The sequence below is a fragment of the Sporosarcina sp. Y352 genome (genome assembly GCF_056786535.1).
The window spans coordinates 94,647-109,518 of the sequence record NZ_JBXCJE010000008.1 but is presented as its reverse complement, the minus strand read 5'-3'; the positions used below and the strand labels follow the sequence as shown (position 1 = coordinate 109,518).

General features: G+C 36.1%; 18 protein-coding genes. 16 read left to right on the top strand and 2 right to left on the bottom strand.

The window, feature by feature from the left end; translation table 11 throughout:
• Positions 1–687 precede the first annotated feature (687 nt).
• A complete protein-coding gene (locus AC1TO6_RS14380) occupies positions 688–1,179 on the top strand; it encodes a hypothetical protein (RefSeq protein WP_482102307.1) in 492 nt (163 codons plus the stop codon).
• 553 nt (positions 1,180–1,732) lie between these two features.
• Positions 1,733–2,245 (top strand): DinB family protein, encoded by a 513-nt coding sequence (locus tag AC1TO6_RS14375; RefSeq protein ID WP_482102306.1) that lies wholly within the window; start codon positions 1,733–1,735, stop codon positions 2,243–2,245.
• 501 nt (positions 2,246–2,746) lie between these two features.
• Here the strand turns inward: AC1TO6_RS14375 and AC1TO6_RS14370 are convergent.
• Together AC1TO6_RS14370 and AC1TO6_RS14365 are read right to left on the bottom strand one after the other, a co-directional pair.
• Positions 2,747–3,124: an SLAP domain-containing protein gene (locus tag AC1TO6_RS14370; RefSeq protein ID WP_482102305.1), complete on the bottom strand. Its 378-nt coding sequence runs from the start codon at positions 3,122–3,124 to the stop codon at positions 2,747–2,749.
• A 150-nt stretch (positions 3,125–3,274) separates the two neighbouring features.
• Positions 3,275–4,252 carry a tRNA dihydrouridine synthase gene (locus tag AC1TO6_RS14365; RefSeq protein ID WP_482102304.1) on the bottom strand — a complete coding sequence of 326 codons (978 nt, stop codon included), beginning with the start codon at positions 4,250–4,252 and terminating at the stop codon, positions 3,275–3,277.
• 369 nt (positions 4,253–4,621) lie between these two features.
• Here AC1TO6_RS14365 and AC1TO6_RS14360 point away from each other — a divergent pair, with 369 nt between their 5' ends.
• From AC1TO6_RS14360 to AC1TO6_RS14295, 14 genes are all read left to right on the top strand, one after another.
• Positions 4,622–4,987, top strand: a complete 366-nt coding sequence (locus AC1TO6_RS14360) for an ArsR/SmtB family transcription factor (RefSeq protein WP_482102303.1) — start codon at positions 4,622–4,624, stop codon at positions 4,985–4,987.
• A gap of 20 nt (positions 4,988–5,007) precedes the next feature.
• Positions 5,008–5,505 (top strand): SRPBCC family protein, encoded by a 498-nt coding sequence (locus AC1TO6_RS14355; RefSeq protein ID WP_482102302.1) that lies wholly within the window; start codon positions 5,008–5,010, stop codon positions 5,503–5,505.
• Between the two features lie 186 nt (positions 5,506–5,691).
• Positions 5,692–6,090: a VOC family protein gene (locus tag AC1TO6_RS14350; protein WP_482102301.1), complete on the top strand. Its 399-nt coding sequence runs from the start codon at positions 5,692–5,694 to the stop codon at positions 6,088–6,090.
• 550 nt (positions 6,091–6,640) lie between these two features.
• On the top strand, positions 6,641–7,282 hold the full coding sequence (locus AC1TO6_RS14345; protein WP_482102300.1) for an HD domain-containing protein: 642 nt from the start codon (positions 6,641–6,643) through the stop codon (positions 7,280–7,282).
• Positions 7,283–7,521: 239 nt separating this feature from the next.
• Complete coding sequence (locus AC1TO6_RS14340) at positions 7,522–8,031, top strand: YfiT family bacillithiol transferase (protein ID WP_482102299.1); 510 nt, start codon at positions 7,522–7,524, stop codon at positions 8,029–8,031.
• 491 nt (positions 8,032–8,522) lie between these two features.
• Complete coding sequence (locus tag AC1TO6_RS14335) at positions 8,523–8,906, top strand: GntR family transcriptional regulator (RefSeq protein ID WP_482102298.1); 384 nt, start codon at positions 8,523–8,525, stop codon at positions 8,904–8,906.
• Positions 8,907–8,908: 2 nt separating this feature from the next.
• Positions 8,909–9,598 carry an ATP-binding cassette domain-containing protein gene (locus tag AC1TO6_RS14330; protein WP_482102297.1) on the top strand — a complete coding sequence of 230 codons (690 nt, stop codon included), beginning with the start codon at positions 8,909–8,911 and terminating at the stop codon, positions 9,596–9,598.
• The gene (locus AC1TO6_RS14325) at positions 9,595–10,428 is read left to right on the top strand and encodes a hypothetical protein (RefSeq protein ID WP_482102296.1); all 834 of its coding nucleotides are present in this window, start codon (positions 9,595–9,597) and stop codon (positions 10,426–10,428) included. The genes AC1TO6_RS14330 and AC1TO6_RS14325 overlap by 4 nt, the downstream gene beginning before the upstream one ends.
• 13 nt (positions 10,429–10,441) lie before the next feature.
• Positions 10,442–11,662 carry a hypothetical protein gene (locus tag AC1TO6_RS14320; RefSeq protein ID WP_482102295.1) on the top strand — a complete coding sequence of 407 codons (1,221 nt, stop codon included), beginning with the start codon at positions 10,442–10,444 and terminating at the stop codon, positions 11,660–11,662.
• A gap of 305 nt (positions 11,663–11,967) precedes the next feature.
• Positions 11,968–12,111, top strand: a complete 144-nt coding sequence (locus AC1TO6_RS14315; protein WP_482102294.1) for a hypothetical protein — start codon at positions 11,968–11,970, stop codon at positions 12,109–12,111.
• A gap of 137 nt (positions 12,112–12,248) precedes the next feature.
• The gene (locus tag AC1TO6_RS14310; protein ID WP_482102293.1) at positions 12,249–13,172 is read left to right on the top strand and encodes a hypothetical protein; all 924 of its coding nucleotides are present in this window, start codon (positions 12,249–12,251) and stop codon (positions 13,170–13,172) included.
• Positions 13,173–13,705: 533 nt separating this feature from the next.
• The gene (locus AC1TO6_RS14305) at positions 13,706–14,074 is read left to right on the top strand and encodes a DUF4181 domain-containing protein (protein WP_482102292.1); all 369 of its coding nucleotides are present in this window, start codon (positions 13,706–13,708) and stop codon (positions 14,072–14,074) included.
• A 135-nt stretch (positions 14,075–14,209) separates the two neighbouring features.
• On the top strand, positions 14,210–14,389 hold the full coding sequence (locus tag AC1TO6_RS14300) for a hypothetical protein (RefSeq protein WP_482102291.1): 180 nt from the start codon (positions 14,210–14,212) through the stop codon (positions 14,387–14,389).
• A gap of 98 nt (positions 14,390–14,487) precedes the next feature.
• Positions 14,488–14,787: a hypothetical protein gene (locus tag AC1TO6_RS14295; protein ID WP_482102290.1), complete on the top strand. Its 300-nt coding sequence runs from the start codon at positions 14,488–14,490 to the stop codon at positions 14,785–14,787.
• Positions 14,788–14,872 lie beyond the last annotated feature (85 nt).

Sequence of the window (14,872 nt, the reverse complement as noted above, 5' to 3'; positions counted from 1 at the left end):
GTTTCGTTCGTTTCTGAAAAAATAAAAGTCTATGGCATTGAAGTATTGCCGGCAATTTCACAAGACAATTTTCAGGTACCTGTGCACGAAACTATTCTGGTAAATCACTACAATTACATATTTATGAACTGGAGATTAGATAGGTACATGATAATCTAATCTCTATTGGTATTATATACAATTGTGTTCGTCGTTGTTTGTTGCAAAGCTACCGTAGGCTTATTCAATAAAATTACGACATTTTTTCGAATTAACTTCTGTAAACTGTTTTATAATCGTTTTGCTTCTTCTCAACATATAATGATGAGAACTTAATTAAAAGGAGTGAAATAACATGGGTTATTTCCCATCAGAGGGGACAATGAGACCTCAATCTCCTCCCCCCTCCTATAGACCATCAAAACCTTCTACATCGTATATTATCGACTGCCAATATCAATATACTTATGTATGGCTTAATAATGGAGAACAGTTCTGGTTCTACCCAACTCGCGTGGAGTATGAAGGAGCAACTGGATATAGATGGAACGGCGCGGTCTGGGTTTACTATGCAATTGATGCAAGAAATATAGATGCTGTAGCTTGTCCTCCTATCCCAACACCATACTAAAATATTGAAAAAGTCTTAACTTGATTAGTATTAAAATATAACATTATTCAACATACTTAAAGTTTTGGAGGTATTGTATGACAAATTTTTATTCTTTTCATGGAACTGTCATGGTGATTGGTGATTTTTTAACAGGTCAAAATGGTGAAAGTGAAGGCTGTTATAAATTATTTACTGTTGAAAATGAATTGGGTGCAATCGTAAACTTCGTCGTTTCACCCTCTACTTACTTTGTTGACCATGAAATGATAGTAGTAGGAGATCGTTTGGCAGGATATTATGACGGAGATGCACCTGCTCTCCTTATTTACCCACCACAATATCAGGCACTTGTTATGGTAAAAGATAACCCAAATCAAAATGTAAAAGTCAATTACTTTAATAACCAATTAGTGAGTAGTGACGGACAATTACAATTAAATTTATCTCCATTTACCCAAATAATATTAACAAACGGGCAACTCTTTTCAAGATATCCGGCGAACCGTGATCTAATTGTTATTTATGGACCTACAACCAGAAGTATCCCTGCTCAGACCACACCCTATAGAATAATCGTTATGTGTTAGGCGTAATATTATTTAAAACTCGTTCAGTTTATGGCGAGTTTCAAATAATATTTTGTTCTTTCCACAACCCTATAAAATTGATATTCCTTCTTCATACGAATAGGACAGGTTTTGAAGTTATCGCTCCTTTTTCACCGCGTTCACATAAGTACATGAGGCTTTCACCTCATACTGCGTTCCAACCAATCCAAAAAACCAATCATTTTGAACCTGTTCCCATTCCTCGCTCTTGTTCAGTTCAACAAGTAATGCTCCCCTTGTCTCAATCACTGGGCATACAACCGTTGTTGTACCAATTACTTTTTCTTGGCCAGTTGATCAGTCAGTCATCACCAAATTACAGTCAATTCGTTTTGCCTCTTGATCGATGACACTTTGATAACGGTAAATAAATTACTTTTAATAAAAAAAACGAGTACCAGGTTCTAAATTAATTCAGAGTTGAATTAAAACCTGGTACCCTTCACTTACACTCAAAGAATACTTTTCATCGTGGGAGAATATATACAGAATAGGAAGCTAGATATTTACTTTCTGGTGAAGGGAGAATTTCATGAGTAATTTAGTAAATGACAATCTGTATGAAACGAGAAATAACTTAGTAAAGGAGATTACTTCATTAAGTAATTCTCAATTTAATGGTAGGCTTGGTATGAATATGTGGAGTATAGCACAAGTTTGTCATCACTTAGTTTTAGTGGAACAGGCAACAATAAAGGCTATTGCATGGGGATTAAAAAAGGTTGATAATACTCAAACAGAACGTAAAAATGTTCATTATTTGTTGGATCGAACGAAAAAGTTTAAAGCTCCTGAAATCGTTGAACCAGATGTAGAACCATTTGAAGTTCAGTCAATCATTGATTTGTTAAACGATTCGAGAAAAAAACTTCTGACATTCCTTAGTACAATAGAAGATAAATATTTATTGGTGGAAAAATCATTTAAGCATCCTGCCTTAGGTGAATTACCACTTGACCAATGGATTGAACAGATATATTTGCATGAACAGCGACACACAGAACAAATAAAAGAGATAAAATTACTTTTAGATGCGAGGCACTAAACTTATGATTATCAAAAGATTTCTGTTTAAGTAAAGTAGAAAAAGAATTTTAACTTTTGAAGAAATGTACTTAAAGTAACGGGCTCTATGATAATACCCCTCCTTATGTAAATACTCTAACCCTTCTAATATATCGTTAAAAATAAGCCGTAGTCGCTCATAATCTGTGGAAAGCTATGGCATTAGACTTATAAGGCTAGTTTTCGACATTTTATTATGTCACACAATTTCATTGGGTTTTTAAAAGAATAGTAGCACAAACCATGGCCATGGTTTGTGCTACTATTTTTAATTTGTTTAATACGCCTTTATTTTTGACTACGAATCTGTCATTACTTAGAGTTGATAGAGGTCGAATCTCTGTTCTCTATGGCTGTTGTGAGCGAAGTAGCTCATTCATCATACGGTCGTATTTGCATGTCATCAAGCATATTACACAAGCTTTCTAGTGCTTTTTCTGGATTATTGTAATATGTGCTGCCTTGTAGGCCCCGTTTTGTATTAATTCCAAATCGTATACTGCGGATTTACAGTTGTTTCATTCATTTCTGAAAATATAAATGTCCATGGCATAGAAGTATTTCCGGGAATTTCACAAGGTAAGCTAAACGTAGCATTGGCTTGTTGTTTGCCTTGTTCATTATAGGAAATGACTGTATTGTCAAAGCGGAAATTTATCTCCTCGAAATTGTGAATGAGTACGGTAATCAGCTGTTCACCTCTATGATTGCGAGCTTTCCATAAGAATGACAGATGGAGGCCGTCTTGTAGCTGTTTTGTTTGTTGTAGGAAATGATGCATCATTTTTTCGCGATCAGTAGGGGCAATTGTTTTGTCCCATGCAGGTTCAAAATAGAGTTTTTGCATCGTCGTGGTCATCCACCTACCTCTCAATATCGTTGGCGAACTCTTTCTCCGTACTTCCGGCGGGAACGCTCTGAAATGATTGCAGTGATTTTAGCGAAGATTTCTCTGATCTCCAGTTTTTTGGGGGAGACGCGGAACCTATCTCCGTGTCCCGTGCTGTATTTAGTCTAATTCTGATTCTAAAACTGGTTGTAATAAAAGACGGACTTCATCCGTTGATTTTGTATTCATTAATTGGTTTCTCAGTTCGCCTGCGCCACTAAATCCTCGAACATAGATTTTGAAAAAACGATGAAGTTGCTTGAATGAACGCGGTTCGATTTCTGTTGAATATTTATCGTGAAGTTCTAATTGTAAAAGTAATAAATTGAGAAACTCTTTTACACTATGCTCTTTAGGTTCTTTTTCAAAAGCAAATGGATTTGTGAAAACGCCGCGGCCAATCATGACACCGTCAACGCCGTATTGTTCTACTAATTTTAACCCGGTTGCACGGTCAGGAATATCTCCGTTAATGGTTAGTAACGTATTTGGAGCGATTTCGTCTCGTAGTTTTTTGATTTCGGGGATTAGTTCCCAGTGTGCATCTACTTTACTCATCTCTTTTTTTGTACGAAGGTGAATGGAAAGATTCGCGATATCTTGTTTCAATATATGTCCTAACCACTCGCGCCACTCGTCCACAAATGTGTAACCCAATCTGGTTTTAACACTAACTGGTAAGCCACCTGCTTTTGCTGCTTGAATAATTTCTGCTGCAACTTCAGGATGCCGTATTAATCCAGAACCTTTGCCATTGGCTGCGACGTTTTGTACTGGACATCCCATGTTTAAATCGATACCTCTAAACCCGAGTTTTTTCATATCAATACTCATCTGTTTAAAAAACTCAGGTTTATTGCCCCAAATATGAGCGACAATCGGTTGCTCATCTTCTGTGAAAGTTAATCGCCCACGTACACTGTCTCTTCCTTGAGGGTGACAATAACTTTCTGTATTTGTGAATTCTGTGAAAAATACATCGGGTGCTGCTGCTTCACTAATGACGTGGCGAAACACAACGTCTGTGACATCTTCCATTGGTGCTAATATAAAAAACGGCTTCGGTAAATCAAGCCAAAAATTATCTTCGTTACTCATTATATATCCTCCTGTTGCAACAAAAAAAACAATATTCATCTATTGCAAGATCTTTTACTCATCATATATATTATCATTTATTGTAGTTGGATGCACTGATACACTTCCCGAATACTCGCCTCTCGTTTTTACTCAAGCACCCATTAGCTTGGTAGGCTATCTAGAGGAATTGCTGTCTTTGAAGAAAAGGTCGTAAGGAAAGGAATATCTATCTATATTACAATCAGGCGCGAAAACTGGATAAAAACTGCGTCCTCCAGAATCGGGACCGATTGGAGAGGATTCGAAATGCATATCTCTTTGGAAATAGGGCAATAAATAGTGATGAGATAGAATGATTTATATTTAACCAAAAGGTTGAATACGAATGTGAAGTTTGTTATATTTAACTACATGGTTAACCATGATGAAAATCAATTAAATGTAATTTTTCAAGCTTTAGCTGATCCAACAAGAAGAGAAATCGTTCATATGATGGCTCAAAAAGCAAGGACAGTTTCAGAGTTAGCAGAGCCTTTTGATATGTCTTTAGCAGCTATATCTAAACATATAAAGGTTCTGGAACGAGCAAATTTAGTAGAGAGGAGTGTAACGGGAAGGACGCATATCTGTAGCTTAAATGCAGAGTCATTGTCTCAGGCTACTGAATGGCTCCGTTTTTATGAAAAGTTTTGGAGTAATCGTTTTGATATTCTGGAAAGTGAGTTATTGAAAGCCAAGAAGAAGGAGCACTAAATCATCGGAAGGGGAATTTTATGAACAACATCTCAACTACATCATTAGTAATGAAAAGAGAATTTAATGTAAAACCTGAAAGAGTTTTCGACGCATGGCTGAATCCAGAAATGATGAGAAAATGGTTTTTTACATTGGAAGGCACGAATAAGGTGACGCAAAATAATCCTCAAGTAGGCGGTACTTGGGAAATTGTTGACCATCGGGAAGGACAAGATTACCGTGCGATTGGGGAGTACCTTGAAATTGATCCTCCGAAAAAAATCGTATTCACCTTTAAGATGCCACAATTCAGCGAATTAGAAGATACGATTACAGTTGAGCTAAAAGAACTCCAGCAAGGCTGTGAGATGACGTTCACACAAGCGATCCATGTTTCTCAAGAAGAGAATTGGACAGAGTCCGATATCGAAAAAGCTCTTGGCGAAACGCATGATAGCACTGAACATGGCTGGAATTATATGTTTATGGGGCTTAAGGAATTATTGGAGACAGGAAAAATTAGCTATACAGGTTAAGAAACATTTTAGACCTTAAAAGCTGTGTCAATGAACGTGTTTAATGAACAAATGGGTGTCGTTTGATTCAAGATGAGAAGTTACTCGAGTTTTCATTAACATTCGCTCTTATATTTTTGGGGTGTAAACAGGTAGTTGAAACAAGGTAACAACAATAAAGTCTATGTGAAGAAGGGAAAGTTAAATATGAAAAAGGTTACACCATTTTTAATGTTTCAAGGCGGTATTGCAGAAGAGGCTATGAATTATTACATATCACTCATCGAGGATTCAGAAATCAAAAGCATTACTCGATACGGGGCTGATGGACCTGGAAAAGAAGGTACAGTTGTACAAGCTGTATTCTCGTTAAAGGGGCAGGAGTTCATGTGTATCGACAGCCATGTTGATCATGAATTTGCGTTTACCCCGTCTTTTTCTATCTTTCTAACGTGTGATACCGAAGAGGAAATTGACAGCCTTTATGATAAAATGATGCAAAATGGCACAGCACTCATGCCTATCAATAACTATGGGTTCAGCAAAAAATTCGGATGGCTGAATGACCAGTTTGGCATATCCTGGCAGTTGAACTTACCAGAGTAATCTGGTTGCAAATGATATATGAGATATTTCACAAACGAGCATGATTGAAATGATTTTGTGTCAGAAACAGGCCAGAATGTGATATACCGCTAAGAAGGAAAAAGAATTAATAATAATTGTATTTGAGCCACAGGGTTATTTTATATAACTTTTTGGCTTTTTTGTATTATGCATTATACTAAACAACTATTTAATTACTTCTCTTGGGGAAGTGATCAAATGGGATAACTAATTAATTTTAGGCACCTTTGCGTTGCACAAAGACAACAACTCAATAAACATGAAAAAAGCACAGATGCCCCAGTTCATTCTATTATTAAGAAGTAGCAGAACGGAATATCAAAGCATGTGAATGTGACTAAATTGACCTAGTAAATTCTTGGTTGTATGATGTTAATCCTTTTCCTGCATAACTTAGTGAGAATAAGGGAAAGTAATGATAGACACTGCTTAAAGTAAACATAGCACTGTTAAAAAGGCATAAATAATCGTGTGTATGATTAGTTTTTAATACGATAGCCCCAAAAAGTATAGAAAGGTGATGAATAAGATGGGTGTACATCAATACTTTAAAAGCTTATCTGATTTAGAACAAATTATTCGTTGTCCAGGAAAGTTTAAATTTCAGGAGCATTCTGTCGCCAGTCATTCATTTAAAGTTACGAAAATTGCTCAATTTCTTGGAACAGTCGAAGAGGAATCTGGACAGAAAGTGGATTGGAGAATCTTATATGAAAAGGCATTGAACCATGATTACGCGGAACTTTTTACAGGAGATATAAAGACGCCTGTAAAATATGCTTCGAAAGAGTTGAAGCAACTATTCAGTGAAGTAGAGGAAGAAATGACAAGAAAGTTTGTAGAAAAGGAATTACCATATGAGTTTCAAGCCATTTATTTGGAGCGACTTAAAGAGGGTAAAGATGAGACATTGGAAGGGCGCATATTATCTGTTGCTGATAAAATAGATTTGCTTTATGAAGCATTTGGTGAGATTCAAAAGGATAATCCAGAGCCATTGTTCATAGAGATATACGAAGAAGCATTAAGGACAATACTGCTGTTTCAAGATATGAACTGTGTAGAATACTTCCTAGAACATATTCTAACGGATATGCTGAGTGAACGATTTACTGAACATGGCGAGTTGACGGGTATTGCAATGCGGATAATTGAAGAACATGGAGGTTGAAAAAAATACATAAAAATAGCCAGTTCTAAAGCAAACCAACGTACAATGCTAAACTTCCATAATGGGGCTAATTTCTTGAATAACACTTAATGAACCTCCCACGACTGAAGTCACGGGTGTTCTCGGCATAATCATAAAATAAAGTAGATATGTATGTTAAACTATAATTAGAATTATGAATTAATTTGTGTAGTAATAAAAAGTGGGAAAAATAACGATTAGGGAAAAGGGGATTGAAAATGAATGTAAGATTTCCAATTGGGGAGTTACAAGTTCCAGAAAAGGTAAAGTTAGAAAACATTCAAGAATGGCTAAAGGAAACTGCTACTTACACGAATCGGTTAAGAGAAACTATTGACTCATTAAGTGATGAGGAGTTAAGCAGAACCTATCGTGAGGGTAGCTGGACAGTTCGTCAACTTGTTCATCACATTGCAGATTCTCAGTTGAACATGTATCAACGTTTGAAGTTGGCATTAACAGATGAGAATCCAACAGTACCAGATTTTGATCAAGAAAAGTGGGCAATTCAACCGGATACAAAGCTTCCTGTAGAAAGTTCTATTAAGATGCTAGAAGGTATAAATGAGCGCATCGTATCTTTAGGAAATAGCTTAACTGAAGCGCAATTAGATCGAGTTTTTACTCACCAGAAAAACGGTGAAATAACGGTTGCAACAAAAGTTGCAAAATTAGCTTGGCACGAAGAGCACCACTTAGCCCATATAAAAATCGCATTATCAAAGTAATATAGTATGTATGAAATTGGCTTGTCGAACTTCGATAAGCCAATTTATTTTTTAAAAAGTAAGGAATTATAAAATGTGCCATAAGATTATTAAAGGTGAAATATATAGATGGTGAATGAGAAAACGAACAATTCATAGGATGCATAAAGTATCGAATGAAATTAGAAATTGTAGTAAATAATCCTCCCATATAATTGTATCGTCCTTTTCAGGTTCATCGGACCATCGATTGTTGAATAACACAGGAGGTTTTCAAGAAAAATATGGGGGAAAAGATGAAAAAAACAATAAGAGCAAGTGTGTGTGATAGAAAAGGGCTCTAATTGTGACCAAAAATAAAATTAAAAGGTTTTCATAATCGGGCACTTTTCTAAAACAGGATTGACAACCTTGTGTATGAACCATATAATACACTTAATGTGTATGAACCACTTAGTACATACACTAGAAAATCATGTGTATGCACCCAAGAACGTATAGGAGTTGTTTCGATGAATGTAAATTTTAACAATCGCGACCCGGTCTATTTGCAGGTTGTTCGGTATTTTAAAGAAAAAATTGCAATAGGCGAATTAGTACCTGGTGAAGAAATACCATCTAGACGGGAGTTGGCAAACAGGGTGAAGATAAACCCTAATACCGCACAACGAGCGTATAAGGAAATGGAGGAACAGGGTTTGATCCATACCGAACGGAATCATCCGAGCAAAATAACAACGGATGAAAAGATACTAGGTAAGGTTAGAGAAGAGTTGCTTGTTGAGGCAGTTGAAACGTTTGTAACATCCGTTCGGTCTATTAAAGTTCCAGTTGATGAATTATTGAACTTGGTAAGAACAAAGTACACAGATAATAACGATGATAAGGGGGTATAAAAATGATTGAAGTAAAAGAGATTACAAAGAACTATGGCCGGAAAAAAATATTAAAAGGTGTGTCTTTTACAGCCAACAAAGGTGAAATAACTTGTTTACTTGGAATTAACGGTGTTGGCAAAACAACCATTTTAAATGCCATTATGGCACTTACCCCGATTAACAAAGGGCAAATATTAATCAACGGAGAAACCATTAATAAAAACATGTTTGAAAAAATCACTTTTATTCCTGATGCAATAACGATGCTGCCACAGATGAAAATCTCTGAGGCAATGGATTTTATGAATGATTTTTATACATGTTGGAACCAGAAACGTGCAACAGAACTGCTTGGTTTTTTAAGATTAAATGAGCAGGATAGAATATCTTCCTTATCAAAAGGAAATACGGCAAAGGTCAATTTGTTACTGGGTTTAGCAATGGATGTTGACTTTGTATTAATGGATGAGCCATTTTCAGGAATTGACATGTTTAGTCGTGAAGAAATTGCCAAAGTGTTCACGAGTCATTTAATTGAAAATAGAGGCGTTATCATAACGACACATGAAATAGGTGATATCGAACATTTAATCGATAAGGTTGTGCTATTAGATGAAGGGATTGTTATCAAGGAGTTCAGCGCGGAAGAAGCTCGTGAAAACGAAGGGAAATCTGTGGTGGATGTTATGAGAGAGGTGTATCAGAAATGAAGAGCTACTTGAAGCTGGTCAATTTTGAATTCAATCGTTTTGCAAAAATATTTGCAGTCCTACTAAGCATTACGCTAGTTGTACAAATTGCTGGAGTCATTGTGTTGTCGAAAATCTACCTAAACATGGCCAATGAAAAAATATATGAGGAGTTTATGCCCAAAGCAGAATTCTTATTAAACTATGGCCAAATGAGTTTCCTGGCGGTTATCAGAAGCGTATGGTTCCTTGGTCCAATCGCTTTATGTATTGCCGGTGTTGGGTTCTATATTTTCCTGATCTGGTATCGCGATTGGTTTGGAAAAAATACATTTATTTATCGATTATTAATGCTACCAACAACTAGATTGAATGTTTTCTACGCAAAGATAACAAATATTCTACTAGCGACGTTTGGCTTTGTGGCATTTCAACTTATTTTGATTCCAATAGAGACAATGGTTTTTAGATGGATGCTGCCAAAGGAATTCCGAGTGGATATGAGCGTCAAAGAGATTGTTAGCAGCATGCCTGAATTACAAATACTTTTTCCAAATAATTTTCTTGAAATGATATTGTATTATGGAGCAGGGTTAATGGTTGTGTCAATTCTATTTACTGCAATCTTATTTGAAAGAAGCTTTAGGTGGAAGGGCATTTTTGTTGGGATTTTGTTCAGCCTAGTAGCTGTTGCTGTATTTATATCACCTCTTCTTTTGCAAGAATTTGCACTAAATGACTATTTCTATCCACTAGAATTATTTGTACTTGAAATAGTAATGGGATTAATCGTACTCGCAGGATCCATTTGGACGAGTGGATTCTTATTAAAAAACAAGATAACTGTATAAGGAGTGTGTGGAGATGAAAAAGTATTGGAAGTTTACTTCAATTATTGCAGTTATTATGCTAAGCATTGGAACGTTTTATGTTAGTGCTGCTAATTCGGCAACACAATATCCTGAGTTTGTGATTATTAAGAAGAGCGGTGATGCTGAAGAAATAAAACCTTTGGCGCTGGAAGGATTCTATCATGAAGGTGGATCTATGAGTTATGTAAACACTCACTTGAAAATTACCTCTGATGGTTCGGATTATAGAAACGAGAGTTCGATTATTGACTCGGTTATAGGACACCCCGCACCAATGGTTCAGGAGTTACAGGAGAAACATCGTAATTTCATGAGAGGGAAAGGCCAAAGCGTAGTTTCGTTTTTTGAGAACAATAAGTTGCTATCTTATGCAGATGTGAAGTATAAAACAGGTTCATTTAAAAATAGAGATTTCAAATTCGCCATATCCATATTAGACAAAGATAATGGCAGTACATCTTCCTTCTCTATTGAAGTTCCAGACAGCTCAGCAATTGAACATATATTTGTTGAAGACGTCCAGGTGGTTGATAACGAACTAAAAGTGATTACCCATAATAGTATTAGAGAGAATGACAAATATATTAATGAAAAACATATCTACTCTTTCGACATATCTACTGGAAAAATAAACAGTAATGAAACGATTTTATCCATCCCTGAACAACAAGACAATGACCATACCTATGCAGACCTAATTCAAACAAGCCATAATCAAGCGAATGAAAATCTTATATTCATACAAACTCAAGAGAAAATGATACAAGATGAAGAATCGGATAGGCTAGAAGAAACAATTCAGGAGTTAATTTATTACAATTTAAAAACAAAAGAAAAAGAGAAAATTGAATTGCCGGACAGTTTGAAAGATAATCAAATCAGTTTTTTTGATGGTTCAACGATTTATTTCTCGAAATTAAGTGAGGAAAATTTGGTTGTAACTCCTTATAGTATTGAGAACAATCAAGTTGGTAATGAACTTACTATACAGCTATCACACGAAACAAGTAATGGTGAACCACCAATTATTATCATGAAAGACGGTAAGTTATATGTGACAACACATGTAACGAATTTTAAAACAAAGGCTAGCATCACTGTTATTGATTTGAAAACTATGAATACAATTTACCAGGGTGAAGTAATCAGAAAAGATTACCCTGAAAGTGCAGAACAATTTGAATTATATTTATATGATATGATGATCAAATAAGTTATTAAACGGACTTGCTATAGATTCTATAGCAAGTCCTTTTGTCTGGTTTAAAGTGACAAATTGACCTTTTCAATGGTATCGATCCTGTCCTCTGTCTCTCTTGAAAATGACTTTTAATCTTTATTAACGTTGGCAGGCGCAATTTAAAATAAGAATTTGCGCCTGCCAACGTTCAATTTGTAACTTTTAAAAATAAATGTCGTCGAATGTAGAAAGGAGTGCAAACTATGAGAAAAATAAATCTCGCAGTTGCCCTAAGAAAACATTAAATTGAATTCTAACAATGAAGATTTGCATGTTCTTTGACAGAACATGATGGTGATTGTACTTCGGATGCCACACCAAGAACTTTTGTCATTCAGGGCGATAAAGACATATCTAAAGATATAAAGAAGGTAGTTATTACGCAAAGCGGCACTGAAACCGAAGTACCGATTGAAAAGTAAAGTTTGATATAAGTGGCTTTATTTATACCAAATACTTTACATTCTGTAATCGGTAGCGTTAACAGAATTAAGAAAATACCTGTTTTTTCATTTACGGAAACCGTGTATGTCAATCCAGGAAAGGCGGCTGAAAGAAAATGAAATCAACACTCAAAATACCCATAACCCCCATAGCGAACCTGCATGAAGAGATGAAACACGCGACTCCGCTTTCGATTGCAATCGGACATCATAACGATGTATTCGTTCTTCTGGCGGAAGAGCAGCCTCCTTTAATTAACGGGATGTTCCCTGCAACGGTTACGGAAAATAGCTACAGTTATCAAGTCATTCATCTGAAGGATGGGCGGAAGACTGTGCTGGACTTGTCGGAAGAGACGTGGAATTATCATTACGTACAGCCGATTGATGAAGGGCATATACTGCTTGTCTGTGCGCGGTCATATTACCATGACGCGCAGAATATTGAAGAAAACGCACGAGTGTATGATAAAAATGGACATTTGATCCGGTCATTTTGTTTAGGCGACGGCGTTGAGCATGTGTATGTGACAAAGAATCAGGAGATTTGGACAGGGTACTTTGATGAAGGGGTTTTCGGAAATTATGGCTGGGAGGAACCGGTCGGCTGCAGCGGTCTCGTTGGTTGGGATGCGTCTGGCCGTAAGATGGATTCGCTTGAGGAGGACAGAGAATATTCCATTTTTGAGTGTTTGGCGCTGAATGGTGCAGCTGACAGCGGGATTTTGTTTTTCTTTAGCATTGAATCGAAGATAGGAGTGCGGAAAGAGGGACGGACATTGTATTATTCGCCCGAAGATATTGCTTTCCGGGCGTTTGCGGTGAACGGAAAGACGATCGTTGCGCACCGCGGTAAAGGAGGGAGGAAACTAATTGAGCTGCAGCGTAAAGGCGATGAATATAAGACTGTCCGTGAAATCGAGCTGATGAAGCCAGATGGGACGCCTGTCGAACCGCAATTAGTGAGCAACCGGGAGAGCATGCTACTGTTTTTGGACGGAGACGAGCTGTATATGTATGAAGCAAAATCGGGCGCGTGACGAAAAGCAGCTGTTGTGCGCATAGTCAGTCAATTGGACGTACCACCTACATTCGAAATCGGGACGTAGAGTTGCTTTTTAGGTAAGTAGTGGCTGTGTGATATTCAATTCAAGCACTACTTCCGAAAGCTTCTTGATTTGCATCGCGCACAGGCATCGGAAACATTTTGTATTGGGAATTTTATTATTAGATATTTCAAGTTAATACTGAAAAAAAATTTTGAGATACCAAGTATAGAAACAGCCATAAAATCTTAAGGAAATTAGTAAAAGTAGTAAATAACGAGTCCCTACCGTATAATTACAGATAATAGTCGGAATAGGTAGTCGAATTTAAATATTTATGGAAATCAATAATAATAATATTTTTGTGACATTCGCGATGCCAAAAAAATAAGTATCAAATCGTTCGATAAATGGGCGCATTTCCGGAGTTTAAGGATATGCGCCTATTCAGCATTTAGGCCAGATTATGTAAAAATGCCATTTACACTAATGAAGTAGGAGGATGGCTTATAGGGGGAACACTTAAAATGATAGTCATTATAACCATTCTAGTTGCTATTCTAATTTCAAATCAAATTATCATTCGAAAGCTAATAACAAAGTTGAATATAGAGGAATCTGAATTAAATAAAAAATACGTAAACAAATTACATAAGTATGTTGAGGGGATACTCTATTGGACTAGTTTTGTTGTGATGATTATAGTAGTAAATGAATTCCTACATCTTAGAATATTGATTTTTGTGGGTATCGTTGTTGTGTTTGCTTTTCGCACCATAATGGAATGGATTTTCACAAGAGAAAGTAAAACATATCTTCTTAGTGCTGTAACTTGTGTTTTATTTACTTTAGGATTGATTACTTATGGGGTAACAGATTACTATAATGTCATTTAAGAAATCGGGAGCGATAGTTGAGGAAATATCTGCTGAATCCGGGTCATTTAATCGGAGAACTCTTGGTAGTAATTCTAAGCCTCTTTGTTTATTAGGCAAGTCTAGGAGTGAAATTGTTCATTAGGAGATAGGGTCATGTCTAAGAAGAAGGATACGGTTGTTTTGGTGATATCCCTATTGGTCATTTGGATATCACTTAGTGAATTCTTGAGAAGGGACATTTGGGTTTCTAAATTATTTGCGCTTCTGTTCCTTATCGTTTCACTGTACTTGTTTGTTGTAACAGTAAAGGACCTTTTCAGGAAAGAAGATTGAGCAGTGCAAATATTATTAGTGGTTATTAAGGATAATATTTCAATGATTTATTAAGGTAGCGGATTAGTGCATATAAGTCCTATAAGGAGTTGTTGTTTTTGGTTGACAAAGAAACGCAGATAAAGATACTGCTTTATGGAAATGCATTAGATTTTGCTTGTGAAACTCTGGGTGTTAAAAATATGAGACACCATAAGTACTCTAAAGTATTTACGGTTAGTAAAGAAGAAGTATATGAATATATCGCAATCAATGGTATCCCACAGAGTGATTCAACGAGTAGATATTCTATGGCGGAAGGCTTCCATTTTTTTGAGGAAGAAGGTAAATGGTATACCTTTTTTAGAGAGAGAGGTTATATCTCCCATGAAAAAAATTTGATGATTATGAGATGGTAAAAAATACATAGTACTTACATTGCTACAATTATCTGGTACTGGACTCTATTAGTAGTTTTTTAGCAAACAGGCGTGATTATTGAAT